The following is a 23,808-nucleotide window of genomic DNA, read 5'->3' on the forward strand; positions in this document are numbered from 1 at the left end:
CCGTGCAAGGACAGGTGCGAAAGCCATGGATGTGGCAAAGGCGGTATTGTCCCTGGATAGAAATATGCCTACAACGAAGAATTCTTTGCTTGCATATAGCTAACTGAAATTTGGAAATGCAAGTTTGCACCTCCCCCAACGTCTGTGGAAAGGGGAGTGGGTTCAATCGCGCACGCCCAGAGCGTAGTCCACCAGATCAGCAGGGTAGTGGGGGTTGTCACGCAAGACGCTATCGTCAAGGTCATACAGAACGACCAAAGCCCCTACTTCCAGAGCCCACCAGCCCCAGGCTTGCGGGCCGGTGAGACGCTGCTGCCTGGATTGCTCTTTGGGAGAAAGCGCAAAAAACCGGTCGTAGTGTTGCTCCAGGTAGGGCTGCAGAGGCTCGGGGAACACATCGCCGTATTGATCGAGAAAGTCATTCAAGCCTGAAAAAGGGCTGGGGTGAAAGTACTCGTCCGAAGCCTCTTGCAGCCCAGTGGCTGCAGCGCTGAGGTAATCCAGTAAGCGATCTGACTGAAAATGCAGCAGGTGCTCCACAATGGCTGGAATTTCGCCTTGTTCATCGAGTAGCACGGCCATGGCTAAAAGCTGTAGTGCAAATTGGTACTCGGAAGTCTCTGCACGGATGGCCTGGCTGGTATGCGCGCAGCCGCTGTTACGGGATTGCTGTAGCAGGTCGGCATAGTCGCGCCAGACGGACGTCACCTGCAGATACAGTGGGCGCAGCACGGAGGCCGGTGCGCCGCGGTCCAGTGCCAGCCGCAGCAAGGTGGATGCAGTCTCTGCTGCGTTGTCCCATTGCATGCAGGCATCTTGCAGCTCATAACTGTCCATGTCGCTGCTGGGCACCCCGTAAGCACCATCTGCAACAAAGCTTTCCAGCATGGCCAGGTTGTCTTCCCAGTCTTCTTGCCAACTGCCAAGGTGCAGTTTGCGGCGAGGTTCACAGCACGACCAGTCAATGGCTTGGGCGTCAGCAATCAGGTGAGGCAGGTCGGCGTAGTTCAGCATGGTCGCGTGTTGGTATGTGCAGATGTGCTCAGTATAGATAGGCACAGCTCAATCTGGATGGGGCGTTGGGGGCGCAATGAGGTGATCCACCAATGCGCGGGCAGCGGGGGGCAGTGCGTCATAGCTGCGCATGCACAGCAGCAACTGGCGCTGAGCCCAGGGTTCGTCCAATGTGATGCTTTCAATTGAGAGACTGCCCCGGTACAAGGCTGCGCTTTGCCTTGGCAGCACGCCTACGCCCAAGCCTGCAGCAACCATCAGGCACAACGCGTCGTAGCTGGTGACTTGAATACGCAAGCGCAATGGCATATCCAGCTGAGCAGCGCTTCGGGTGAGCAGACCGTTGATGGCGCTGCCCGTGTGCGCACCGACAAAGTCATAAGTCAGCGCCTCGCGCATGGAAATGCACTGGTGCGCTGCCAGAGGATGGCCAGTGGGTGCAATCAAAATCAGCTCGTCTTTTTGATAGGGAACGTATGTCAGGTCATTGCCGTATGTGCCTGTATTCAGAATGCCGAAGTCGGCATTGTTCTGTGCCACAGCCAAAGCGATGTCGCTGCTGATTTTTTCCTGTAGATGCACTTGTACCTCAGGATGTTGCGCCATGAAGCTTTGCAGCTGTGTGGGCAGAAACTGAGTGATGGCCGAGATATTGGCCATCATGCGCACGTGGCCACGAATACCTTTGCCGTATTCACGCATCTGGAGGGCAATGCCATCCATTTCTCCAAGTACGTTGCGCGCCAGGTTCAGAAGGGTGTAGGCGGCAGGGGTGGGATGAATGCCGCGATTGCTGCGCTCAAAGAGGCGTACGCTGAGTTGGGCCTCCAAGTCGCTAAGTCGGCGGCTGGCTGCAGATGTGGCAATGTGCTCGCGCGAGGCGGCGCGGGCAATGGCCCGTTCTTCCATGACGGAAACAAACAGGCGCAAAGAGATAGGGTCGAGACGCATGCGGTCATTTTGCTTTGCCATTTGAGCAATACGCTCATATTTGTGTAGCTATATTTATAAGGGTATTTACTGATTTCTCCTGTAGCTATGCTGGAATGCGATGGCGGTTTCGCCAATAAGTGTTTTGGCTGTCTAGAAAGGCTTTGCATCATGTCTATTGAAAGCGTGCCAACACAGGCGTGCTGATGGAAGAGATGTGAAGATGCAAGAGAAGATTCAACCCGAGCTGGGAGTGCAGGCTGGAGCCTTGAAGGGCGTGCGGATTGTGGAGATGGGGCAACTGATTGCAGGCCCTTTCGCAGGCAAGACATTGGGTGAATTTGGGGCCGAGGTCATCAAGATTGAGGCACCAGGCGCAGGTGATCCGCTACGCAACTGGCGGCTGCTCAAAGAAGGAACCTCCGTTTGGTGGCAGGTTCAGTCGCGCAACAAAAAATCGGTGGCACTGGATTTGCGCCAGCCTCAAGGTCAGGACTTGGCGCGCCAGTTGCTCAAGGAAGCCGATGTGCTGATTGAGAACTTTCGCCCCGGCACCCTGGAAGGCTGGGGCATGTCGCCCGAGGAGCTGCATGCGCTGAACCCGGGGCTGGTCATTCTGCGTATCTCGGGCTATGGTCAAACGGGGCCGTATCGTGATCTACCGGGTTTTGGTGTGGTTGGTGAAGCCATGGGGGGGTTGCGTCACCTGACGGGAGAGCCTGGGCGCGTACCGGTGCGTGTAGGGGTTTCAATTGGTGATACTTTGGCAGCTCTGCATGGCACGATTGGCGTGCTGACGGCGCTGTACCACCGCAAAGTCAACGGTGGTCAGGGGCAGGTGATCGACGTGGCCTTGCATGAAGCGGTGTTCAACGTCATGGAAAGTCTGATTCCTGAATACAGTGCCTTTGGCGCAGTACGTGAAGCGGCTGGCAGTGCGTTGCCGGGAATTGCGCCGTCGAATGCCTACCCTTGCTCCGATGGCTGGGTTTTGGTCGCGGGCAACGGGGACAGCATTTTCAAGCGCCTGATGAGCACTATCGGGCGCGAAGACCTGGGCTCAGCACCTGACTTGGCCAACAACGCCGGTCGTGTGGCGCGGGTACAGGAGATTGATGCGGCTATTGCCGCGTGGACACAAGACCGCAGCATTGATGCAGTGCTGCAAGCGCTGGGAGAAGCTCGTGTGCCCGCAGGGCGGGTCTATACCGCCAAAGATATTTGCGAGGATCCGCACTACCGTGCCCGCGACATGATCTTGCAGCAATCCACCCGTGATGGTTACAGCGTTGAAGTGCCAGGTATTGTGCCCAAGCTGTCTGGCACACCGGGCACGATTCGCAGCAGCGCGCCCAAGCTGGGTGATGACACCGATGCGGTGCTCGCAGGCATGGGTTTGAGTGCACAGCAGATTGCTCAGTTGCGAGAGCAAGGAGTGATCCAATGAGTACGCTATCTGTGTGGCAGGGTGCAGGTCGCCGTATTTACATTCAGGAAGTCGGGCCACGCGATGGCTTGCAGATGGAGCAGGCTTTTGTACCGACGGCACAGAAAATTGCCATGGTGAATGCGCTGTCGGCAGCCGGCATGGCCAAGGTGGAAGTGACGGCATTTGTCTCGCCGTCAGCCATTCCGGCGCTGGCCGATGCGCAGGATGTGCTCAAAGGCATTGAGCGGCCTGCCGGCACGGTGATGACATGCCTGGTGCCCAATGTGAAGGGAGCGCAGCGGGCAATGGAGGCGGGAGCTGATGAGCTCAATCTCGTCATGTCCGTGAGCGAGACGCACAACCTGTGCAATCTGCGCATGTTGCGTGAGCAGTCTTTTGCTGGGTTGCAGGACGTGATTGCGGTGGCGCAGCAAGGCTGCGTGGCGGTGAATGTGTCCTTGTCGTGCAGCTTTGGCTGCCCGATGGAGGGCGAGGTGCCTGTTGATGAAGTGTTTGCCTGGGTGCAGCGCTTTGTCGATATGGGCGTGCAGGGCATTACCTTGTGCGACACCACGGGCATGGCCCATCCTGCGCAGGTACACACCATGGTCAGTGCGTTCAGGGCGCGTTGGCCGCAAACCGTGCTGACCTTGCACTTTCACGATACCCGGGCCATGGCGCTGCCGAATGTGTTGGCGGCCATTGCGGCGGGAGCAGACCGATTTGACGCATCGGTTGGCGGGATGGGCGGTTGCCCATATGCGCCTGGGGCCAGTGGCAATGCCTGTACCGAGGAACTGGTGCATGCCCTGCAACTCATGGGCTATGACACTGGCGTTGATCTGGCTGCGCTGACGCGGGTGGCTGCTGATCTGCCACGCTGGATCGGCCATGACATTCCCAGTGCCATCGTCAAGGCCGGCCCTGTGTCGCAATTGCATCCGGCGCCCACCTCATTGCCAGGAATTCGCGCACGTGCGCAGGAACGTTTGCAGGCTGCGTAACGGGGGCAGCAAACCTGTATCGCTAGGGCATTGGCCCATGACAAAAATCCAAGGAGAAACAATCATGAACATGAACCGCAAACAATTTGGCCGTGTTGCGCTGGCTGCAGGTCTGGCACTGAGTGGCTGGAACGTTGTGGCCGCCAAGGACAACTACCCCAGCAAACCCATCAATATGGTGGTGCCTGCGTCAGCTGGAGGTACCACCGACCTGGCTGCCCGCATGACAGCGCAAGCCCTGGGGCCAGTTCTGGGACAGACCATCGTGGTAGAGAACAAAGGCGGTGGTAACGGCAATATTGCCGCAGCCCAGGCCAAGCGTGCGGAAGCTGATGGCTACAACCTGCTCATGCAGTATTCGGGCTTCCATGTGATCTCCCCTCACCTGGGCAAGAGCAGTTGGGCGCTGTCTGATTTTGTGCCTGTAGCGAATGTCTTGTCCGCGCCGCAAATTGTGGTGGTGCGCGGTGATTTGCCGGTCAACACCATGCAGGAGCTGGTGGCGTATGCCAAGGCCAATCCAATGAAGCTCAACTACGCCTCATCGGGAAACGGCTCCTTGCAGCATGTCACGGGCGTGCAGCTCGAACAGGCAGCAGGCATTCAGATGGTGCACGTGCCCTACAAGGGAACGGGTCCTGCGTTGCAGGACTTACTGGGTGGGCAGGTGGACCTGACATTCGGAACGGCTCCGCCCTTCATGGCACACATTCAGGCAGGCAAGCTCAAGGTGCTGGCCGTGACTGGCAAAGAGCGTCTGCCTAGCTTGAGCAAGGTGCCAACTACTGCCGAGACGGGGCTGCCTGCAGTCAATGCGACATCATGGTTTGCCTTGTTTGCTCCGGCGAAAACGCCACAAGATATTGTGAGCAAGCTGGAGGCAGACGTGCGCAACATGCTCAGTGATCCTGCCTTCCAGAAGAAGGCGCTGGATCAAGGTGCAACGGCTGACTTCAAGGACAGCAAGGCTTTGGGGGCAATGGTCAGGCAGGACTGGGAAATGTGGGCCAAGGTGGTCAAGGAGGCCAACATTCAGGCTGATTGAGTGATCGCTATCCTGCAAAGAAAAAGGCACCGCAAGGTGCCTTTTTTGATGCCAAAGAGTCGCAGCCTAGGAGCCGCTATCTCGGAGCAAGTCGCACACCGCTCAGCAAATCTAAGATTTGTATGTGTTGCAGGTGGAATCAGCGACCTAACGAGGGTCGCCTTAACAGGGGCTTAATGCAGCTCTTTGCCTTTGAGCTCTGGAATCAGGAAGGCGGTGGCAATCATGTCAATCACATAAATGGCGGCCAACAAGGCAATGGCCATCTGGAAACCGTAGCTCATCGCCACGGCACCGACCACTACGGGGCCAAAACCACCGATACCGCGGCCAATGTTGAACAGCACATTCTGCGCGGTAGCGCGTGCCTCGGTAGGGTAGGCCTCGCTCATCACAGCACCGTAGCCGCCCATCATGCCGTTGACAAACATGCCCAGGACAGCTCCAGCCCAGAGCATGGCTGTCGGATCGGACAGCTGTGAGTAAGTGATTACCATGATGACCGACCCCAGCTGGAACAGCAGAAAGCTGGGTTTGCGTCCGATGCGGTCAGCAAGCTGCCCAAAGATCCAGATGCCGGCCATCATGCCGACGATGGTGACTGCAGTCCACATGGACGATTTGGTCAGGCTGAATCCCAGTTGCTTGGACAGGAAGCTGGGCATCCAGATCATGATGCCGTAGTAGCCGAAGTTCTGCACGGACGTCAGAACAATGACTCCCAGACTGACCTTGGCCGTGGCCTTGTCTTTGACCAGCAGCTTGAAGGCTTTCAGGCGTGACGCTTTTGTCTCTTTGGGTTTGCGGACAAAAACTTGGGGCTCGTGGATTTTGTTGCGGATCACCCAGGCCACCAATGCTGGAATCACACCCACCAGGAACATGCCACGCCAGCCAATGACGGGCAGTAATAGAGGGGTCAGCAACGCTGCAGCCAGCACGCCAACTTGCCAACCCAGGGCTACATAGGAGGAGACACGGGCGCGGTGCCTTGCTGGCCATGCTTCAGCCGCCAGTGCCATGCCGATACCAAATTCACCACCGAGTCCAATGCCGGCGATGGTACGGTAGATCAGCAGGTCCCAATAGCCGGTAGCGAAGGCGCACAAACCAGTGAACACGGCAAACAGTACGATGGTCCAAGTCAGCACACGAATGCGGCCATAGCGGTCAGAAAGGGCACCAAACACAATGCCACCGAAGACGGCGCCAATCAGCGTCCAGGTCACAAGTGAACCAGCCTGTCCGGGTGTGAGATTCAGATCTGCGGAGATGGCGCTGAGCATGAAGCCCAGGATCAGCAGGTCGAAGCCGTCCATGGCATAGCCGACAGCGGATCCGATCAAGGCTTTCCAGCTGTAGCCGTTGACTTCAGTAGGCTGCCCAGCAGGCGAAGAGGGGGAAATGGTCATGGCTGTTGTTGTCCTTGTTTTTGATAGTGCACCGTAGGGTGCTCCCACAAAAAGCAAATACCCCAAGGTGCAAAGACCTCGGGGCCAAGAACTCAGCCACGTAGTGCAGGCGATGACGTTGTCTGCCCGCGCTAAAAAGCCTGCAAGAATGTGCAGGCCGTAGATTCGGAGCGTGATTCTATGCAGGCCTGCGACAGGAGCGCAGCAAGACTTCAATCAACCTTGTACGGTGCCAGCCAATCCATGTCTCTCCAAGCGCAAATGTTTGTTTTATGCGATTCGCGTTCAGATTGTTGGATGGCTTCTGCATGAATGTGCTTGATCAGGCTCGCAAATAAACACTAAAAAAACAAGTTTGTCATCAAATTGCCTGCATGGGACAAGCAAGCTCTAGCAAAATGTGCAGTTTGTCAAAAATGGTTGCCACGCCACCGGCGATGTAGCCTTGTTTATGAAGATAGGTATGTCCCAATACGAAGAACTCTTGGCGCGCAAGCGCGAGCTGGATAAAACCATTGAGCAAGCACGGCGCACGGAAAGTGCCGCTGCACTGAAGACCATCCATGAACTGATTGCGACTTTCGGCTTTACGGCACAACAAGTCTTTCCTTTCCAGCCTCAGGAGAAGAAAAAAGTACAGGCCAAGTACTATGACGCTGCGACAGGAAAGTCATGGACTGGCCGCGGCAAAATGCCGAAATGGCTGGAAGGCAAGGATCTCTCGGACTACGAAATTCCAGCCCCCAAAGTAGTGGAGTACAGCCGTCCCATCGACAGCAATAATCCATTCCCCATTCAATAAGAAAAAGCCCGGAAGCCTGTCGCGAAGACATTCAACCGGGCTTTTTCTCCTTGTGACGAGGCTTTATGCTTGCACGGGCCAGCCCTGCATATGCTGCTGCGTAATGTCTCGTAGTGCCGTAATCCAAGCGTTATGGTCGTTCAGGCAGGGAATGAAGTTGTAGGTCTTGCCACCGGCATGTATAAAAGCTTCACGGGCTTCCTGGTTGATCTCTTCCAGCGTTTCAATGCAGTCGCTGGTAAAGCCTGGGCACATGATGTCCACACTCTCCAGACCTTGTTGCGCCATTTTCACCAATGTTGGCTCGGTGTAGGGCTCCAGCCACTTGGCTTTGCCAAAGCGCGACTGGAAGGTCAGCACATACTGATCGTCGCTCAGGCCTAAGCGATGTGCCAGCAAACGCCCCGTGGTGATGCATTCGTCGCGGTAGGGGTCGCCTAGTTCATAAGTGCGTAGAGGCACGCCATGAAAGCTCAAGAACAGCTTTTGAGCACGTCCATTTTCGCGCCAGTGCTTTTCCACGGTTTGTGCCAAGGCATCGATATAACCCTTGTGGTCGTGGTAACGCTGCACAAAACGTAGCTCAGGAATATGCCTCTGGGTTTGTGCCCAGGCGTAGACGGCATCACACACGCTGGCCGTGGTGGTGCCGGAATACTGCGGATACAGCGGCACGATCAAGATGCGTGTCGCGCCTTGCGCTTTGAGTGCATCAAGCTGCGACGCTATGGAGGGGTTGCCGTAGCGCATGGCATGGCTTACCAGCACGTTAGCGCCTGCGTCACCCAGCCAGCCACGCAGCAAAGTGGCTTGGCGCTCCGTGAAATACATCAAAGGTGAGCCTTGGGCTCCGCCCTGATCCCATACGGTGGCGTACTTGGCAGCCGAAGCTTTGGGGCGGGTGCGCAGGATGATTCCGTGCAAAATGGGCCACCATGCCAGCTTGGGGATTTCCACCACACGGTCATCTGCCAGAAATTGCGCCAGGTAGCGGCGCACGGCAGAGGGCGTGGCGGCGTCGGGGGTACCCAGATTGCACAGCAAAACACCGGTGCGTTCGGGTTGACCTGCGGGAAGCTTGGGTTCGGGAGCAAAGCGAGACAGCATGTCTGCCATTGTGACAAAAGCTGGCCGTCATACCGAAGAGCACAACTGCGTCCTTAGTCCATTTCAGTATTCTTGATTCATGCTTGACTCATCTCAAATTCGTGCCATTACCCTTGATCTTGATGACACCTTATGGCCGATCTGGCCAACGATTCGCCGGGCCGAAGAAGTTTTGCTGCTATGGTTAAAAGAGCATGCGGCGCGGACTGCACAAGTTTTTTCGTCCGCAGAGGCCTTGCGATCCATTCGACTGCAAGTTGAGCTTGAGCGTCCAGACCTGCACGGTGATTTAAGCGGGTTGCGTAAGGCGTCGATTGCGCTGGCACTGCGACAAGCAGGTGATGATGAGAATTTGGCTATCCCTGCGTTTGAGATATTTTTTGCCGAACGACAGCGTGTTCAACTTTTTGACGATGCTTTGACGGCGCTGGAATTTCTGTCACAGCGCTGGCCGGTAGTTGCCGTGACCAATGGCAATGCAGATGTGCACCGCGTGGGCATCGGCGAATATTTCCAAGATAGTTTCAATGTGACGCGCACGGGCTTTGCCAAGCCGGATGCACGCATGTTCCATTGCGTCGCACAGGCCTTGCAGTTGCCGCCTTCGGCCATTCTGCACGTAGGAGACGATGCCAAGATGGATGCGGCGGGTGCGAGGAATGCGGGTATGCACGCTGTTTGGCTCAACCGCAGTGGCTTAGATTGGCCTTTAGACGATCAGCATCCCCCCGCTACGGTTGTCAGCTTGTTGGAGCTGTGTGAGATCTTGGCCGACTGACTGAGTCACTGCTCTATGGGGGTAAGGAGACCGTGTATGCCGCAGACTTTGTTGCGTTCCCCTCGGCTTGATTTGCCAATGCCCCAGCGCGTTGAGTTGCTACAGCCTTTGTCTTGGCTTGCTTTGGCTTGGCGCGATATCTGCCGTGCTCCGTGGCTGAGTTTGGCGCACGGGCTTGCGCTGGCTCTGTTTGGTGCGCTGATCCTGCTGGTAGGGCACAATCGCTTTTGGTTGATGGCAGGCGCACTTTCCGGTTTTCTGGTGATTGGGCCAGCTGTCGCCACTAGCTTGTACGCTATCAGCCGGGCCCTGGAGCGTGGTGAAGCGGCGGATTTCGGGCTGGTGCGACGTACCTGGACGTATTGGCAACGTGGCAGCAGCAAGCGCAGCAATGACTACTGGTGTCTGGTGCAGTTTGGCCTTTTGCTGGCTATCTCGGCAACAGGCTGGGTGGTGGTTTCTGCATCGCTCATCACGTTGTTTTCTCCGGTGCGTATTGCGTCGCCCATGGACTTTGTACAGCATGTCATGCTGGCTTCGGACAGCACATTGTTTTACGCATGGCTGAGTTTGGGGAGTTTTCTGGCGGCCCCTATTTTTGCGTCCAGTGTGATTTCCATGCCTTTTTTGCTGGATCGCAAAGTCTCGTTGCCTCAGGCCGTTTGCACTAGCTGGTTGGTGATTTTGCAAAACCCTATCGCTATGGCGTTGTGGGCGGCGCTGATTGTGATTTTTACATTGTTGGGCTTGGCTTCGTTATTGCTGGGTCTGGTGTTTGTGATGCCCATGCTGGGTCATGCCAGTTGGCACGCCTACCGTGATTTGGTGGATGCATCGGACTTTGCGCTGCGGGAGGCAGCGCCGTAGCACAAGCTCCGTGGTTTCTAGGACACGTGTCGTGATCTTTGGTTATACAGAAGAACAAATCTCGCAATTTTTTATGACCTACGGTGTGGGGGCATTCATCCTCTTCATGCTGTTCATCATTGGTCATTTGGCATGGGAGTCCAAAGCAGGAAAGTTCGGCACTTTTGTGCTGTTCCTGGGCTTGGCTGTGGGCTTTATCGGCTTTGTGGCCAAGGCCGTGATTCAGTGGTATCTGGAAATCTGAATCTGCCCGGTCAAGCCGGGCAAGAGGCTTGCTTGGTGGTTGTACTACAGCTGCTGAAAGTGTTGCTGCACAGCATCGGCAGCTGCATTGCCGCTGCGCACGGCACCTTCCAATGTGGCTGGATATGGGCCTTCCACATAGTCTCCGCAAGCCCACAAGCCGGGTCCTATCTGCGTGTCAGGGCGCTGAACCTGCGGCGTGCATGCAAACGTGGCGCGCTTATCGATAACTGTTTTTAGCGGCTGCAAATCAGGCAGCTTCAGTTCTGAGCGTGCCTGCGCTATCACTTGCGATTCCAGCAATGCTCTGTCTCCATGGCTGGCGCTGACCACCAGGGCGATAACACCGGGCGGGCCACCAAGCTGGGCTTTGTCGAAGGCAAACTGGGCAGGTGCGTGGCTGTGGCTGCGCAAAGCCACCATGGGCGCAGGCAGCAACGCGCGGCGACTTGGTATCTCCGGCGAGTAGGCATATACCGTGGCAATGGCTGTGTGCGGCAATGCTGAGGCCGTGTCAGCCCACTGCCTGGCGTGTTTTTGCCAGGGTATGGGAAGCTGCACCGTCTGTACCAGCCGGGCTGCTTGTGCCGAGGAAGTCGCAAGCAGGACCGCATCAAATTGCTGGCCCTGAATATGCCAGGTGGCGGTGTCTTCTTGCAGCACGATGTCATCGATACGAACGCCAAGGTGTAGCTGTGCACCCTGTCGGTTGAGCCACTGTGCTGCCGAGGCAGGAAAGAGCGTACTCAGGTCCGTGCACGGAATCAGTAGGTTAGATCCACCCTGACCGCTGAAAAGTCCATCTTGCAGCACACGCAAAAAAATGGCTCCGCTGGCTTGGTCCGCTGGGAGGTTGAGCGCCGAGATGCAAAGAGGATCAACAAATTCGCGCATCAACCGTGCCGGCAGCCCTTGGCAAATATCAGCGACGGTATCGGTGCTGGCGCAGCAGAACTGGCGCTGCTGCCAAGTGTGGGCCAAGCGCAGCAAAGCCAGCTTTTCACGCCAACTCCATCCTTTGGCCCGAGCAATACCCAGCACGGCATCCCATGGGGGGGGCAAGTCAGGGAGTTGCAGGCCTGTGCCATCTGCACAGCGCAAATCCAGCGGTAGTCGCAACATGCTGGATGCAGGGCTCACGCCAACGGTTTGCATGAGTTGCAGGCATGCTTGATAGGCTCCGATAAGGATGTGCTGCCCGTTATCGACAGTCCATTGTTGCCCCTGAGGGCCTTGGAGCTCTAAGGCTCGGGCACGTCCACCCCAGGTGCGGCTGGTCTCCCACACCTGGACATGGTGTTTCCGCGCTTGCAGCTGCACGGCAGCAGCCATGCCAGCCCAGCCGCCACCCACAATGGCAATACGCAAAGGCAAGGAGTTGGTACCCACAGCTACATACGGCCCAAGGCCTGCATCTTCCATGCCAGCCAGAGTTTGCGCAGCGGCGTCAACCCAATGCGCTGGTGCAGGACCTGGAAGTTTTCAGCTTCAATTTCACGCAGCAAGGTGCGATAAATGCTGGCCATCATCAAGCCTGGTTTTTGAGCACGTCGGTCAGCGTCAGGCAAAAGTGCAAATGCCTCTTCGTAGAGCTGGTGTGCGCGCTGGGTTTCAAAGCGCATGAGCGCGGTAAAGCGCTCGGAGTATTCGCGCTTTGTAATCTCGTGTGCCCTGACATCAAACTGCTGCAAATCGCTGATGGGCAGGTAGATGCGGCCACGCATGGCGTCTTCACCCACATCACGGATGATGTTGGTCAACTGGAAGGCTTGCCCAAGCTTGTGTGCATAAGCGGTAGTCGCAGCTTCGGTTTGACCAAAGATGCGTGCGGCCACCTCGCCAACTACACCAGCCACCAAGTGGCAATAGCGTTGCAGGCCCGCATAGTCGAGATAGCGTGTCTGCTCCAGATCCATCTGGCAACCTTCAATCACAGCCAGCAGATGGCGTTGTTCGATCTGGAATGGCGCTGTGTGCGGCATCAAAGCCTGCATGACAGGATGGCTGGGCTTGCCGGCAAAGGCTTGAGCGACTTCTTGTTGCCACCAGGCAAGCTTTTGTGCGGCCACACCGTGATCTTGTACCTCGTCGACTACGTCATCCACCTCACGGCAAAACGCATAAAACGCTGTGATGGCGGCTCTGCGGCTGGTGGGCAGGAAAAGAAATGCGTAATAAAAGCTGCTGCCCGATGCAGCAGCTTTTTGTTGGACGTAGGTTTCCGGAGTCATATGGTGTGTGATTGTCCCACGGCTGGCATTTGGCGCGGCAATTCGAGGAGAAGAGGCTTGAGCTTGATGTGAATCAGGTGAGTGGTTCTAGATGCTGGGGTTTGGCGAGCATGCCATCTAAGATTGTCTTGTTGCAATCAGATACATAGAACAAGATGCTCAGTTTCAATTCCCTGCGATTGACGCAGCGCTTCATGCTGGTCTTCGTTGCTTACTTTTTATCGATGGCGGTGGTCATTGGAATGAGCTGGTATGGCTTGATGAGTGCGCGTGACAGCTTGGGCGCATTGCACAATCAATCCTTGCAACGCATCTTGTTGGCAGACTCGATCAACGAAAGTGTGGCGCAATCGCGTATGCAAATGCTGTTGTCTTTCCAGCATGCGCCTGACAGCGCGTTGGCCAGTCTGCACGACCATCCAGTCACGGAGCATCTGGACATCGTCAAGCACAGTCTGAATTTGGGTACGGAATGGCAAAAAGAGCTGGATGCCATGATTGATCCCGGGATGGACAAAGACATGTTTGCCGAAGCTGCTCGTGTGCAAAACGACTGGAATAGCAAACTGGGCACCTTGGTGCAGCAAATGGAGTCGGGTGATTTCAGTAGTGATTTGATGTCGCGCTTCCTGACTTTGGGGCGTGAAGAGGGTGACATGCTGGTTGCTCTGGTTGGTGCTTTCAAGGGCTTGCAGGTCACGCAGGCCGATGAGGCATATCAGGCGGCACATGCGCGTTACAACATCAGTATTGGCGTGTTTGCATTGTGTGTGCTGCTGGGTGGATTGCCTGCAAGTTTGCTGTCCTACTCCTTGTTGCAGCGCATGAAAACAGGCTTCAAGCAGGCCCATAACGAGGCCAAAGCCATTGCTGCAGGTGATATCTCACAACAGTTGCATGTGAGTGGTAAAGACGAAATCTCGGAATTGCTGCTGCAAATGGAGGACATGCGCAGGCATTTGCACGAGATCATCTTCAGCGTGCGTAGCGGTGCCGAAGCCATTGCCGGGGCATCAACCCAAGTTGCGGTGGGCACTAGCGATCTGTCCATGCGTACCGAACAGCAAGCCGCTTCGCTTCAGCAGACAGCTGCGGCGACCGAAGAGCTGTCCAGCACTGTGCAGCAAAACGCGGACAGCGCTGCACGGGCTAGCGAGTTGGCGAGAGGCGCCACGGATGTGGCTGCGCGCGGCGGCCTGATGGTCTCGGAGGTGGTCTCCAGCATGGAAGATATCAACACATCGGCCAAGAGGATAGAAGCCATCATTGGTGTGATTGATTCGATTGCTTTCCAGACCAATATCCTGGCTCTGAATGCTGCTGTTGAAGCCGCGCGTGCCGGGGAGCAAGGCCGTGGCTTTGCCGTGGTTGCCAGCGAGGTGCGCTCTTTGGCTGGCAGGTCAGCGGAGGCGGCCAAGGAAATCAAGGCCTTGATCAATGATTCCGTGGAGCGTGTGCGTACGGGCAGTGAGCAGGTACATCGGACCGGGGAAACCATGGAAGACATTGTTCAGAGCATTGCCCGTGTGTCCGATATCGTGAGTGAGATCGCGGAAGCCAGTCTTGAGCAATCCAAAGGCTTGGCGCAGATCAACGATGCGGTGGCTAACCTTGATGATGTCACCCAGCAAAACGCTGCTTTGGTGGAGCAGACTTCTGCAGCCTCCACGGCCTTGCAAGAACAGGCGAGGCAGATGGCGCAGATGTCGGCCAAGTTTGTCTTGGAAGCCGGAGCAGTGTCGAATGGCTTTGCCGGTCACGCGCAGCATTTTGCCCATCAGCCCAACATTAGGCAGGCGGCTTTGCGCAGCATGCCGGCACCTGCTTTGTCGAGTCAATGAATTCAATTAGAGGCAGCGCTGCTGTGGCGCTCCAAAGCTAATCTTACCGAAGCCGGCGTGATGCCGGCTTTTTGATATCTGGCTGAAGGGCTGTGGGTTACATCCAGAGTGCGCGCCACATCATGCGGGGAACATCTATTTTTTGGATGGTGTGTCGCGTATGCAGATTGTTGCCTTGTTGTTTGTCGACTTTGTCCAGAATGCATAACCCACCTTGCACCACCAGACGCAACTCCCATCCGATTCGCCCTGGTAGGTGATGTACCAGCGGGGCGCCAGTTTGCATGAGCGCGCGAGCCCATTGCGCATTGCTGGCTAGCAGTGCCTGGATGGCTGGTGTGACCTTTTGCGCAGCCAGTGCGGCGCGTGTGACGCCAAATTGCGCGCAGTCTGTATCAGTCAGGTAATGCCTGCCGCGCGGGATGTCTTCGCTCAGGTCTTGCCAGAAGTTGATGAGTTGCAGAGCGGTGCAAATCGCGTCACTGCGTGTGAGCGCGTCAGGCGTGTTGATGCCGTAGAGGTGCAGCAGCAAACGTCCCACAGGATTGGCCGAGCGGCGGCAGTAATCCAGCAGTGCGGTACGGTCTGCGTAGGTGCTTGCATCCCGTGTCTTTTCAATGTCCTGAATAAAAGCGCTGATCAGGTCATCAAGCAAAGCGACAGGCAATTGGTGTAGCTGGATGTTGTATTGCAAAGGGCCAAAAATGGCTGCCCAGGTGTTCTGGGGTGCTGCACCTTCAGCAACTGAATACAACTCCTGGCGGTAGCTGCGCAGTGTTTGCAGCCGTTCTTGGGCGCTGGCTTGGCCTTCGTCTGCGATATCGTCCGCAGCACGAGCAAAAGCGTAGATGGCGGCAATGGGCTGACGCAGATGGGCAGGGCACAGCCACGAGGCTACGGGAAAGTTCTCGTAGTGTGTGACGGGGGCAGCACGGGGCTGCGTGGGGTGGGGGACAGGGGCATTCACCAATGCATTGTCGCTTGACATCGCGCAAGGCCTTACCTAGATTGCTAACCAATCAGTCAGTAATTGATTTCACCATGCATTCTTCTGTTGTCGTGTGGCCCTTCAGGGGCCTTTTTGTTTGTGTCCTCACCATGGGACTGTTGGCTGCATGTTCGCGTCATGATCCTGCCCCTGAGCCCATTCGGGCAGTCAAGCTGATAGAGGTGGGGACGCAGGCAAGTACCGCCACAGTGGAGTACGCGGGGGAAGTTCGGGCACGTACGGAGTCGAGTCTGGGCTTTCAAGTGGCAGGCAAGCTGGTGCAGCGGCTGGTGAATGTGGGTGACGAAGTGCGCAAGGGGCAGTTGCTGGCAGAGCTGGATGGGCAGGACTATGCACTGGCTGCGCAGGCTGCGCAGGCGCAAGTGGCAGCAGCAAAAACCCAGCGCGATCTGGCGCAGGCCGATTGGGAACGGTTTTCAGCCTTGAAAGATCAAGGGTTCATTAGTGGCGTTGAACTGGATCGGCGTCGGGCGACCCTGCAGTCTGCGCAAGCCCAACTGGAGCAAGCGCAGGCGCAGGCCACAACCCAGTCCAACCAGAGCAGCTATACCCGCCTGGTGGCGCATGCAGCCGGAGTGGTGACTGCGGTACAGGCAGAGCCTGGGCAAGTCGTGGCGGCGGGGGCGCCCGTGGTGGTGGTGGCGCATGAAGGAGCGCGTGATATTGTGATTTCTGTGCCGGAGAGCGTGCAAGGCACAATCAAGGAAGGTCAGGCGGTGCATGTGCGAATCTGGTCACAAGCTGAACGTATGGAGGGCGTGGTACGCGAAGTGGCGGCCAGCGCTGATCCGGTGACGCGAACCTATACCGTGAAAGTGCAGGTGCTTGGAGGAGGGCAGCCTCCATTGGGTGCAACGGCTTATGTGCAGATGGAGCAATCCGGGCGTGTGCCTCACTCCGCGATCAGATTGCCGTCGACGGCGGTGCTGGAGCAGGAAGGGGTATCCAAGGTCTGGGTGTTTGACGCACAGACCTCCACAGTACACGCTCATAAGGTGGAACTGGCAGGGGTGGAGGGCAACGATGTTGTGATTGCCAGCGGTGTGCAGACAGGCATGCAACTGGTGTCCGCCGGTGTGCATGTCTTGGCGGAGGGGCAAAAGGTCAGTGTTTACCAGCCCCGTTATCCAGAAGTGCGCTGAATCTGGAGTCTGTCATGACCGAAAAGAAACTTTTGCCCGAGAAAGAGGGCTTCAATCTTTCGCGCTGGGCGTTGCAGCATATTCCGCTGACGCGCTATTTGATGGTGGTGATCTTGCTGTTAGGTGGTGCCGCCTATTTTCAGCTTGGGCAAGACGAAGACCCGCCCTTTACTTTCCGCGCCATGGTGGTGCGCACGTATTGGCCAGGGGCCTCCGCGCAGCAAGTGGCTGAACAGGTGACGGACAAGATTGAGCGCGTGCTGCAAGAAGTGCCTTACGCGGACAAGATCAGCAGCTACTCCAAGCCAGGAGAGTCGCAAGTCATCTTCCAATTGCGTGACAACTCCAGGCCTCAAGAGGTGGCAGACCTTTGGTACACCGTGCGGAAAAAAGTGGGAGATATGCGCTATAGCCTGCCGCAAGGTGTGCAAGGGCCTTTTTTCAATGATGAGTTTGGTGATGTGTATGGCGTGATTTATGGCTTGTCGGGGGAGGGGTACAGCTACGCAGAGCTCAAGACCTTTGCTGACGACGTGCGCCAGCAGCTATTGCGGGTGAAAGATGTTGCCAAGGTCGAGTTGTTTGGGGTGCAAAGCGAGCGAATTTTTGTGGAGCTTTCGCAAAAACGTCTGGCAGCCATGGGACTTGACATTAATCAGGTGGTCGGTCAGCTGAATCAGCAAAACGCGGTGGAAGGCGCGGGAGTGATTCAAACCCCTCAAGAGCAGGTGCAAGTACGCATTGCCGGGCAGTTTGATGCGGTGGAGCAGGTGCGCGCCATGCCGGTGCGTGCCACGTCCGGGGTGCAGTTCAGGCTTGGAGACATTGCCGACATCACTCGCGGCTATGAGGACCCGCCCAGTGTCAAAGTGCGCCACGATGGGCGAGAGGTGATTGCGCTGGGCATTTCGATGACCAAAGGGGGGGATATTGTTGGCTTGGGCAAGACCTTGCATGCAACAGTAGCGCATATTGCGCAAACCTTGCCAGTTGGCGTGGAGCTGGTCAATATTCAGGATCAGCCCAAGGCGGTGACGGAGTCGGTCAATGAGTTCATCAAAGTCCTTATAGAAGCCGTGGCGGTGGTGTTGGCCGTGAGCTTTATCAGCCTGGGTCTGCACAAGCGTGAGGGGGCCGCCGTCTGGTGGCGGCGTTGGTACATCGACCCCCGCCCCGGACTTGTTGTGGCCGTGACGATTCCACTGGTGCTGGCAGCCACGTTTCTGGCTATGTGGTACTGGGGGATTGGTCTGCACAAGGTGTCGCTGGGTTCGTTGATCATTGCGCTGGGTTTGCTGGTCGATGACGCCATCATCGCGGTGGAAATGATGGTTCGCAAACTGGAAGAAGGCTACGACAAGCTGCGCTCAGCGACGTTTGCCTATGACATCACAGCGATGCCGATGCTGACCGGGACATTGATCACAGCGGCAGGTTTTTTGCCAATTGGCATGGCGAAATCGATGACGGGCGAATACACCTTTGCCATTTTTGCGGTCACGGTGATCGCGTTGGTCGTCAGTTGGGTGGCTTCGGTGTACTTTGTGCCATATCTGGGCAGCATCTTCTTGAAGGAGCCCAAGCGCAGAGCGCCAAAGGATGGTTTTGCCCCAGATCCGCATGAAGTGTTTGACAGTCCTTTTTACCAGCGCTTTCGTGCTGCGGTGTATTGGTGTGTTGCCCATCGCTGGCTGACGATTGGTGCAACTGCCTTGGTGTTTGGCTTGGGCATGTTCGGCATGTCCCGTGTACAACAGCAGTTTTTTCCGGACTCCAACCGACCTGAAATCTTGGTTGATGCCTGGTTTGCAGAAGGTACATCATTTGCCGGCAACGAACAGGTGGTGCGACATATGGAGGCCTACCTTAGGCAGCAGGCCGGGGTGGAAGGCGTGACGGTATGGGTGGGCTCTGGCGTGCCGCGCTTTTATTTGCCCTTGGACCAGGTTTTTCCGCAAAGCAATGTTTCGCAGTTCATCGTCATGCCGCAGAGCTTGAAGGTGCGTGACCAGCTGATGAAAACTTTGTCCACCGAATTGGCTCAGGCCTTTCCAGAGGTGCGGGCTCGTACCAAGTTGTTGCCCAGTGGACCACCTGTTCCATATCCTGTTCAGTTTCGTGTGATGGGGCCAGATGCCACGCAATTGCGCTTGCTTGCAGACCAGGTCAAAGAAGTGATGCGCAAGAACAACGATATGCGCGGTGTGAATGACAACTGGAATGAGTCAGTCAAAGTCATGCGATTAGAAATTGACCAGGAAAAAGCCCGAGCTTTGGGCGTGAGCAGCCAGTCCATTGCGCAGGCCACGCAGACATTGTTGTCAGGCACCACCATTGGTCAGTTTCGTGAGGGTGACAAGTTGATCGACATGGTTATGCGCCAGCCTCTGCAAGAGCGTGACGCTATGGACGACCTGGCAGCCACTTATTTGCCCACCGCTTCTGGAAAATCCATTCCATTGGCACAGATTGCCAGTCCAGTGCTTGGCTGGGAGCCTGGAGTTCTTTGGAGGGAAGCGCGCACTTACGCCATCACAGTGCAAGGTGATGTGCGTGCGGGCTTGCAAGGTGCCACCATGACACAGGCGCTGCAGCCTGAAATGGACAGGTTGCAGGCGCAGTGGCAGGCGCAGGGGCTTGCGGACTACCGTATCGTGGCGGCAGGTGCCGTGGAAGAAAGTGCCAAGGGTGCCCTGTCCATTGCAGCGGGCATCCCAGTGATGCTATTTCTGGTGTTTACATTGCTGATGGTTCAACTGCATAGCTTCAGTCGTGCATTGCTGGTGTTTATGACTGGGCCCTTAGGTATTGCCGGTGTGGCGGCGGCTTTGATCCTGCTGGATCGTCCATTTGGCTTTGTGGCCTTGCTGGGCGTTATTGCGTTGATGGGCATGATTCAGCGCAATTCGGTGATTTTGATTGATCAGATTGAGACCGACCGTGCCCGCGGTGTGGCGACGTGGGATGCCATTGTGGAGGCCGCTGTGCGTCGCCTGCGGCCTATTGTGCTGACAGCGGCTGCGGCAGTCCTGGCGATGATCCCATTGTCGCGCAGTGTCTTTTGGGGGCCCATGGCGGTTGCCATCATGGGGGGGCTGATCGTTGCAACCGTGTTGACCTTGTTTGCGCTGCCTGCCATGTATGCAGCATGTTTTCGGGTCAAGCGCCCAGAAGTTGAATACGCAGAAGAAAAATGATGCCAAGGAGTGTGCGGCGGCCTTTTTTCGAGGTTAAAATCGCTGATTGACCTATGACTCAGACTTGAATTTAGCTCTGTAGTTATCAAGACCGCGCGGGTGGCGAAATTGGTAGACGCACCAGGTTTAGGTCCTGACGGTGGCAACACTGTGCGGGTTCGAGTCCCGCCCCGCGCACCACATTCCAGTGAGACTATGCGGAATACGGTGCAGGCTGTGAACTGCAGTCGGCACAGTCCACTATTTCCCCAGAATTAGGAATCACCATGGCCGTTACAGTTGAAACCCTTGAAAAGCTCGAGCGCAAAATTTCGCTGAGCTTGCCTCTTGCTGCAATCCAGAGCGAAGTTGAAGCGCGTCTGAAGAAGGTTGCGCGTACTGTGAAGATGGACGGCTTCCGTCCCGGTAAGGTGCCCATGAACGTTGTTGCCCAGCGTTATGGTTACTCTGTGCAGTACGAAGTGCTGAACGACAAGGTGGGTGAAGAATTTGCCAAGGCCGTGCAAGAAGCCGGTCTGCGCGTTGCTGGCCAGCCTCGCATTTCCGAAAAGGAAGGCGCTGCTGAAGGCAATGCCGAGTTTGAGGCCATCTTCGAAGTGTTTCCCGAAGTGAAGATCGGTGATCTGGCTTCTGCAGAAGTTGAAAAACTGACTGCCGATGTGGACGAGTCCGCAATCGACAAGACCTTGGACATCCTGCGCAAGCAGCGCCGCACCTTTGCTCAGCGTGCAGCCACTGAAGCTGCCGTGGACGGTGATCGCGTGACGGTTGACTTTGAAGGCAAGATCGACGGTGAGACTTTTGCCGGCGGCAAGGCTGAAGGTTTCCAATTCCTGGTTGGCGAAGGTCAAATGCTCAAGGAATTTGAAGATGCAGTGCGTGGCATGAAGGCCGGCGAATCCAAGACTTTCCCCTTGGCATTCCCTGAGGATTACCATGGTAAGGACGTGGCAGGCAAGACAGCTGACTTCCTGGTGACCTTGAACAAGGTTGAAGCAGCCAATCTGCCCGAAGTGGACGAGGCTCTGGTGAAGTCGCTGGGTATTGCTGACGGTTCCGTGGAAGCACTGCGCGCAGACATCAAGAAGAACCTGGAGCGTGAAGTCAAGTTCCGTTTGCAGGCGCGCAACAAGCAAGCCGTGATGGATGCTCTGGTTTCCGTGGCTGAACTGGATCTGCCCAAGGCTTCGGTGCAAGCCGAAGTGGCTCGCCTGATGGAAAGCGCTCGCGCTGACCTGAAGCAGCGTGGCATCAAGGATGCTGACAAGGCTGAAATCCCTGAAGACATCTTCATGCCTCAAGCCGAGCGCCGCGTGCGTCTGGGCTTGGTGGTGGCTGAATTGGTCAAGGCCAACAAGCTGGAAGCCACTCCTGAGCAACTGAAGGCGCATGTAGACGAACTGGCTGCTTCCTACGAGAAGCCTGAAGAAGTGGTGCGCTGGTATTTTGGCGATCGTCAGCGTTTGGCGGAAGTGGAAGCTGTTGTGATTGAAAACAACGTGACCGAGTTCGTTTTGGGCAAAGCCAAGGTAAGCGACAAGGCAGTGTCGTTCGATGAACTGATGGGTCAAGCCTAATTAGGCACCCTCGAGCAAGGCAAGCCGCTCATCGCTCGTTAGTGATTGGGCGGTTTGGCAAAAAAGTTCTGGATCCGGGGCTTGTGCTTTTCAGCACAAGCCCCATTTCATTTCTTGGTTACAGTATTTGTTCTGTTCCCCCGTTTGGAGAAAACATGAGCGCATTGGATATGCAAGGCTTGGGCATGGTGCCCATGGTGGTTGAGCAGTCGGGCCGCGGTGAGCGGTCTTATGACATCTATTCCCGCTTGCTCAAAGAGCGCGTGATTTTTTTGGTTGGTGAAGTGAACGACCAGACCGCGAACTTGGTGGTCGCTCAGCTGCTGTTTCTGGAGAGTGAAAACCCTGAGAAGGATATTTCCTTCTACATCAACTCTCCTGGTGGTAGTGTGTCGGCAGGCATGGCGATTTTTGACACCATGAACTTCATCAAGCCAGATGTGTCCACCTTGTGCTGCGGCATGGCTGCTAGCATGGGTGCTTTCCTGCTGGCTGCAGGCGCCAAGGGCAAACGTTTTGCTTTGCCTAACTCTCAGGTCATGATTCATCAACCTTTGGGTGGCGCGCGCGGTCAGGCAACAGAAATTGAAATTCATGCACGTGAAATTCTGAAAACACGTGAGCGTTTGAATGTAATCTTGGCGGAGCGTACCGGCCAGCCACTGGAAAAGATTCGCCACGACACAGAGCGCGATTACTACCTGTCTGCGCAGGAAGCCAAAGACTACGGTCTGGTTGACAGCGTGATTGAAAAACGCGCCTAACCATTAGCGCTGATCAGCAGCAAACGGCGCTTTCCCCTTCGGGTAGCGCCGTTTTTACATTGCTATCATCCTCTCCTCTTATTGACGTAAACAAGGCGTAGCCCCCATGGCCGAGAAAAAAGGCACAACCAGCGAAAAAAACCTTTATTGCACCTTCTGTGGCAAAAGCCAGCATGAGGTCAAAAAGCTGATTGCTGGTCCGTCCGTCTTCATCTGTGATGAGTGCATTGATTTGTGTAATGAAATCATTCGCGATGAGGTACCGGACAACAGCGCGCGCGAGGCACGCGGTGATCTGCCTACGCCTGCTGAAATCAAGTCCAATCTGGACAACTACGTGATTGACCAAGAGCAGGCCAAGCGCACACTGGCGGTGGCGGTGTACAACCACTACAAGCGCCTCAATCACAAAGACAAGGCGGGCAAGGATGATGTGGAGCTGTCCAAGAGCAACATCCTGCTGATTGGCCCCACCGGGTCAGGTAAGACCTTGTTGGCACAAACACTGGCGCGTCAGCTTGATGTGCCGTTCGTGATGGCTGATGCCACGACGCTGACTGAAGCTGGTTATGTGGGTGAGGACGTTGAGAACATTGTCCAGAAGTTGCTGCAAAGTTGCGAGTACAACGTAGAGCGTGCACAACGTGGCATTGTCTATATTGACGAAATCGACAAGATTTCACGTAAGTCAGATAACCCCAGCATCACCCGTGATGTGTCCGGTGAAGGCGTGCAGCAGGCTTTGCTGAAGCTGATTGAAGGCACCATGGCCAGTGTGCCTCCTCAAGGTGGTCGCAAGCATCCCAATCAGGACTTCTTGCAGGTCGATACCACGAATATCTTGTTTATCTGTGGTGGTGCTTTCCAGGGCCTGGAAAAAGTCATTGAGAACCGCACCGAGGCATCGGGCATCGGCTTTGGCGCTTCAGTGCGCAGCAAGGCCAACCGTTCTCTGACCGAGCTGTTTCAGGACATCGAGCCAGAAGACCTGATCAAGTTCGGCATCATCCCTGAACTGGTCGGTCGTATGCCCGTGGTGACGGCGTTGACCGAGCTGAATGAAGAAGCCTTGGTGCGCATTCTCACGGAGCCCAAGAACGCACTGGTCAAGCAATACAACAAGCTGTTGGCCATGGAGGGCGTGGAGCTGGAAGTGCGTCCTTCAGCGCTGTCGGCTATTGCGCGCAAGGCCATTGCTCGTAAAACAGGTGCTCGTGGTCTGCGCTCGATTCTGGAACAGTCGCTGCTGTCGACCATGTTTGACTTGCCCAACCTCGAGAATGTCGAAAAGGTGGTCTTGGAAGAGTCCACCATTGAAGAGGGCAAAGCCCCCTTGCTGGTCTACCGGGAAGCTGCAAAAAAGGCCTGATTGATGGGGTGTGGCCTGTTTTGTGGCAGGCCCATTTCGCTGCAAGC

The 23,808-nt window shown here is 56.1% G+C and carries 20 protein-coding genes and 1 tRNA gene; 14 read left to right on the top strand and 7 right to left on the bottom strand.

Translation table 11 applies throughout. From position 1 onward, the window contains the following. Nucleotides 1-162: 162 nt before the first annotated feature. The gene (locus QEP11_RS13310; protein ID WP_284337139.1) at nt 163-1,014 is read right to left on the bottom strand and encodes a PoNe immunity protein domain-containing protein; all 852 of its coding nucleotides are present in this window, start codon (nt 1,012-1,014) and stop codon (nt 163-165) included. Between the two features lie 48 nt (nt 1,015-1,062). Beyond that, entirely contained in the window at nt 1,063-1,965 is a 903-nt protein-coding gene (locus tag QEP11_RS13315) for a LysR family transcriptional regulator (RefSeq protein ID WP_284337306.1), read from the bottom strand. A 202-nt stretch (nt 1,966-2,167) separates the two neighbouring features. Here QEP11_RS13315 and QEP11_RS13320 point away from each other — a divergent pair, with 202 nt between their 5' ends. The 3 genes from QEP11_RS13320 to QEP11_RS13330 all read left to right on the top strand — a co-directional run bounded on the left by QEP11_RS13320 (nt 2,168) and on the right by QEP11_RS13330 (nt 5,422). Then, entirely contained in the window at nt 2,168-3,391 is a 1,224-nt protein-coding gene (locus QEP11_RS13320; protein ID WP_284337140.1) for a CaiB/BaiF CoA transferase family protein, read from the top strand. Continuing rightward, nucleotides 3,388-4,377 carry a hydroxymethylglutaryl-CoA lyase gene (locus tag QEP11_RS13325; protein ID WP_284337141.1) on the top strand — a complete coding sequence of 330 codons (990 nt, stop codon included), beginning with the start codon at nt 3,388-3,390 and terminating at the stop codon, nt 4,375-4,377. Before QEP11_RS13320 ends, QEP11_RS13325 begins: the two co-directional genes overlap by 4 nt. A 64-nt stretch (nt 4,378-4,441) precedes the next feature. Then, the gene (locus QEP11_RS13330) at nt 4,442-5,422 is read left to right on the top strand and encodes a Bug family tripartite tricarboxylate transporter substrate binding protein (protein ID WP_284337142.1); all 981 of its coding nucleotides are present in this window, start codon (nt 4,442-4,444) and stop codon (nt 5,420-5,422) included. A gap of 173 nt (nt 5,423-5,595) precedes the next feature. Here QEP11_RS13330 and QEP11_RS13335 read toward each other — a convergent pair whose 3' ends face one another. After that, nucleotides 5,596-6,834, bottom strand: coding sequence for an MFS transporter (locus QEP11_RS13335; RefSeq protein WP_284337143.1), 1,239 nt, complete (start codon nt 6,832-6,834; stop codon nt 5,596-5,598). A gap of 463 nt (nt 6,835-7,297) precedes the next feature. On the opposite strand from QEP11_RS13335, the gene QEP11_RS13340 reads away from it, so the two are divergent. Beyond that, a complete protein-coding gene (locus tag QEP11_RS13340) occupies nt 7,298-7,636 on the top strand; it encodes an H-NS histone family protein (RefSeq protein ID WP_284337144.1) in 339 nt (112 codons plus the stop codon). Nucleotides 7,637-7,699: 63 nt separating this feature from the next. On the opposite strand, the gene hemH is transcribed toward QEP11_RS13340, so the two are convergent. Next, a complete protein-coding gene (gene hemH / locus QEP11_RS13345; protein ID WP_284337145.1) occupies nt 7,700-8,743 on the bottom strand; it encodes a ferrochelatase in 1,044 nt (347 codons plus the stop codon). Nucleotides 8,744-8,822: 79 nt separating this feature from the next. Between hemH and QEP11_RS13350 the strand changes: the two genes are divergently transcribed. The 3 genes from QEP11_RS13350 (at nt 8,823) to QEP11_RS13360 (ending at nt 10,632) form a co-directional block, all read left to right on the top strand. Then, nucleotides 8,823-9,521: an HAD family hydrolase gene (locus QEP11_RS13350; RefSeq protein ID WP_284337146.1), complete on the top strand. Its 699-nt coding sequence runs from the start codon at nt 8,823-8,825 to the stop codon at nt 9,519-9,521. A gap of 78 nt (nt 9,522-9,599) precedes the next feature. Beyond that, nucleotides 9,600-10,388, top strand: a complete 789-nt coding sequence (locus QEP11_RS13355) for a DUF2189 domain-containing protein (RefSeq protein ID WP_284337307.1) — start codon at nt 9,600-9,602, stop codon at nt 10,386-10,388. Nucleotides 10,389-10,419: 31 nt separating this feature from the next. After that, on the top strand, nt 10,420-10,632 hold the full coding sequence (locus tag QEP11_RS13360; protein WP_284337308.1) for a DUF2788 domain-containing protein: 213 nt from the start codon (nt 10,420-10,422) through the stop codon (nt 10,630-10,632). 44 nt (nt 10,633-10,676) lie between these two features. Here the strand turns inward: QEP11_RS13360 and hpnE are convergent, their stop codons facing one another. Both hpnE and hpnD read right to left on the bottom strand, forming a co-directional pair. Beyond that, on the bottom strand, nt 10,677-12,020 hold the full coding sequence (gene hpnE / locus QEP11_RS13365; RefSeq protein WP_349816777.1) for a hydroxysqualene dehydroxylase HpnE: 1,344 nt from the start codon (nt 12,018-12,020) through the stop codon (nt 10,677-10,679). A gap of 2 nt (nt 12,021-12,022) precedes the next feature. Then, complete coding sequence (hpnD, locus tag QEP11_RS13370; protein ID WP_284337147.1) at nt 12,023-12,862, bottom strand: presqualene diphosphate synthase HpnD; 840 nt, start codon at nt 12,860-12,862, stop codon at nt 12,023-12,025. A gap of 194 nt (nt 12,863-13,056) precedes the next feature. On the opposite strand from hpnD, the gene QEP11_RS13375 reads away from it, so the two are divergent. Continuing rightward, a complete protein-coding gene (locus QEP11_RS13375; protein WP_284337148.1) occupies nt 13,057-14,703 on the top strand; it encodes a methyl-accepting chemotaxis protein in 1,647 nt (548 codons plus the stop codon). 97 nt (nt 14,704-14,800) lie between these two features. On the opposite strand, the gene hpnC is transcribed toward QEP11_RS13375, so the two are convergent. Beyond that, on the bottom strand, nt 14,801-15,691 hold the full coding sequence (gene hpnC, locus QEP11_RS13380) for a squalene synthase HpnC (RefSeq protein ID WP_284337149.1): 891 nt from the start codon (nt 15,689-15,691) through the stop codon (nt 14,801-14,803). 110 nt (nt 15,692-15,801) lie between these two features. Here hpnC and QEP11_RS13385 point away from each other — a divergent pair, with 110 nt between their 5' ends. The 6 genes from QEP11_RS13385 to clpX all read left to right on the top strand — a co-directional run bounded on the left by QEP11_RS13385 (nt 15,802) and on the right by clpX (nt 23,761). Further along, entirely contained in the window at nt 15,802-16,854 is a 1,053-nt protein-coding gene (locus tag QEP11_RS13385) for an efflux RND transporter periplasmic adaptor subunit (RefSeq protein ID WP_284337150.1), read from the top strand. Nucleotides 16,855-16,868: 14 nt separating this feature from the next. Next, nucleotides 16,869-20,051 carry an efflux RND transporter permease subunit gene (locus QEP11_RS13390; RefSeq protein ID WP_284337151.1) on the top strand — a complete coding sequence of 1,061 codons (3,183 nt, stop codon included), beginning with the start codon at nt 16,869-16,871 and terminating at the stop codon, nt 20,049-20,051. A gap of 93 nt (nt 20,052-20,144) precedes the next feature. Then, nucleotides 20,145-20,231: transfer RNA gene (locus tag QEP11_RS13395), tRNA-Leu, on the top strand. A gap of 86 nt (nt 20,232-20,317) precedes the next feature. Next, nucleotides 20,318-21,628, top strand: coding sequence for a trigger factor (gene tig / locus QEP11_RS13400; RefSeq protein WP_284337152.1), 1,311 nt, complete (start codon nt 20,318-20,320; stop codon nt 21,626-21,628). 155 nt (nt 21,629-21,783) lie between these two features. Beyond that, nucleotides 21,784-22,392 carry an ATP-dependent Clp endopeptidase proteolytic subunit ClpP gene (clpP, locus tag QEP11_RS13405; protein ID WP_284337153.1) on the top strand — a complete coding sequence of 203 codons (609 nt, stop codon included), beginning with the start codon at nt 21,784-21,786 and terminating at the stop codon, nt 22,390-22,392. Between the two features lie 106 nt (nt 22,393-22,498). Beyond that, a complete protein-coding gene (gene clpX, locus QEP11_RS13410) occupies nt 22,499-23,761 on the top strand; it encodes an ATP-dependent Clp protease ATP-binding subunit ClpX (protein ID WP_284337154.1) in 1,263 nt (420 codons plus the stop codon). Nucleotides 23,762-23,808 lie beyond the last annotated feature (47 nt).

Origin of the sequence: Comamonas halotolerans, from assembly GCF_030162935.1 — a bacterium.
Taxonomy (GTDB): Bacteria; Pseudomonadota; Gammaproteobacteria; order Burkholderiales; family Burkholderiaceae_C; genus Comamonas; species Comamonas halotolerans.

Excerpts from the sequence above, each read along its gene's own strand:
- QEP11_RS13325 (WP_284337141.1), top strand. The coding sequence starts at position 3,388 with ATGAGTACGCTATCTGTGTGGCAGGGTGCAGGTCGCCGTATTTACATT.
- QEP11_RS13335 (WP_284337143.1), bottom strand. The coding sequence starts at position 6,834 with ATGACCATTTCCCCCTCTTCGCCTGCTGGGCAGCCTACTGAAGTCAAC.
- tig (WP_284337152.1), top strand. The coding sequence starts at position 20,318 with ATGGCCGTTACAGTTGAAACCCTTGAAAAGCTCGAGCGCAAAATTTCG.
- QEP11_RS13315 (WP_284337306.1), bottom strand. The coding sequence starts at position 1,965 with ATGCGTCTCGACCCTATCTCTTTGCGCCTGTTTGTTTCCGTCATGGAA.
- QEP11_RS13320 (WP_284337140.1), top strand. The coding sequence starts at position 2,168 with ATGCAAGAGAAGATTCAACCCGAGCTGGGAGTGCAGGCTGGAGCCTTG.
- QEP11_RS13330 (WP_284337142.1), top strand. The coding sequence starts at position 4,442 with ATGAACATGAACCGCAAACAATTTGGCCGTGTTGCGCTGGCTGCAGGT.
- QEP11_RS13375 (WP_284337148.1), top strand. The coding sequence starts at position 13,057 with ATGCTGGTCTTCGTTGCTTACTTTTTATCGATGGCGGTGGTCATTGGA.
- QEP11_RS13310 (WP_284337139.1), bottom strand. The coding sequence starts at position 1,014 with ATGCTGAACTACGCCGACCTGCCTCACCTGATTGCTGACGCCCAAGCC.
- hpnD (WP_284337147.1), bottom strand. The coding sequence starts at position 12,862 with ATGACTCCGGAAACCTACGTCCAACAAAAAGCTGCTGCATCGGGCAGC.
- hemH (WP_284337145.1), bottom strand. The coding sequence starts at position 8,743 with ATGCTGTCTCGCTTTGCTCCCGAACCCAAGCTTCCCGCAGGTCAACCC.
- QEP11_RS13390 (WP_284337151.1), top strand. The coding sequence starts at position 16,869 with ATGACCGAAAAGAAACTTTTGCCCGAGAAAGAGGGCTTCAATCTTTCG.
- QEP11_RS13385 (WP_284337150.1), top strand. The coding sequence starts at position 15,802 with ATGGGACTGTTGGCTGCATGTTCGCGTCATGATCCTGCCCCTGAGCCC.
- QEP11_RS13350 (WP_284337146.1), top strand. The coding sequence starts at position 8,823 with ATGCTTGACTCATCTCAAATTCGTGCCATTACCCTTGATCTTGATGAC.
- QEP11_RS13355 (WP_284337307.1), top strand. The coding sequence starts at position 9,600 with ATGCCCCAGCGCGTTGAGTTGCTACAGCCTTTGTCTTGGCTTGCTTTG.
- QEP11_RS13340 (WP_284337144.1), top strand. The coding sequence starts at position 7,298 with ATGTCCCAATACGAAGAACTCTTGGCGCGCAAGCGCGAGCTGGATAAA.
- clpX (WP_284337154.1), top strand. The coding sequence starts at position 22,499 with ATGGCCGAGAAAAAAGGCACAACCAGCGAAAAAAACCTTTATTGCACC.
- clpP (WP_284337153.1), top strand. The coding sequence starts at position 21,784 with ATGAGCGCATTGGATATGCAAGGCTTGGGCATGGTGCCCATGGTGGTT.
- hpnC (WP_284337149.1), bottom strand. The coding sequence starts at position 15,691 with ATGTCAAGCGACAATGCATTGGTGAATGCCCCTGTCCCCCACCCCACG.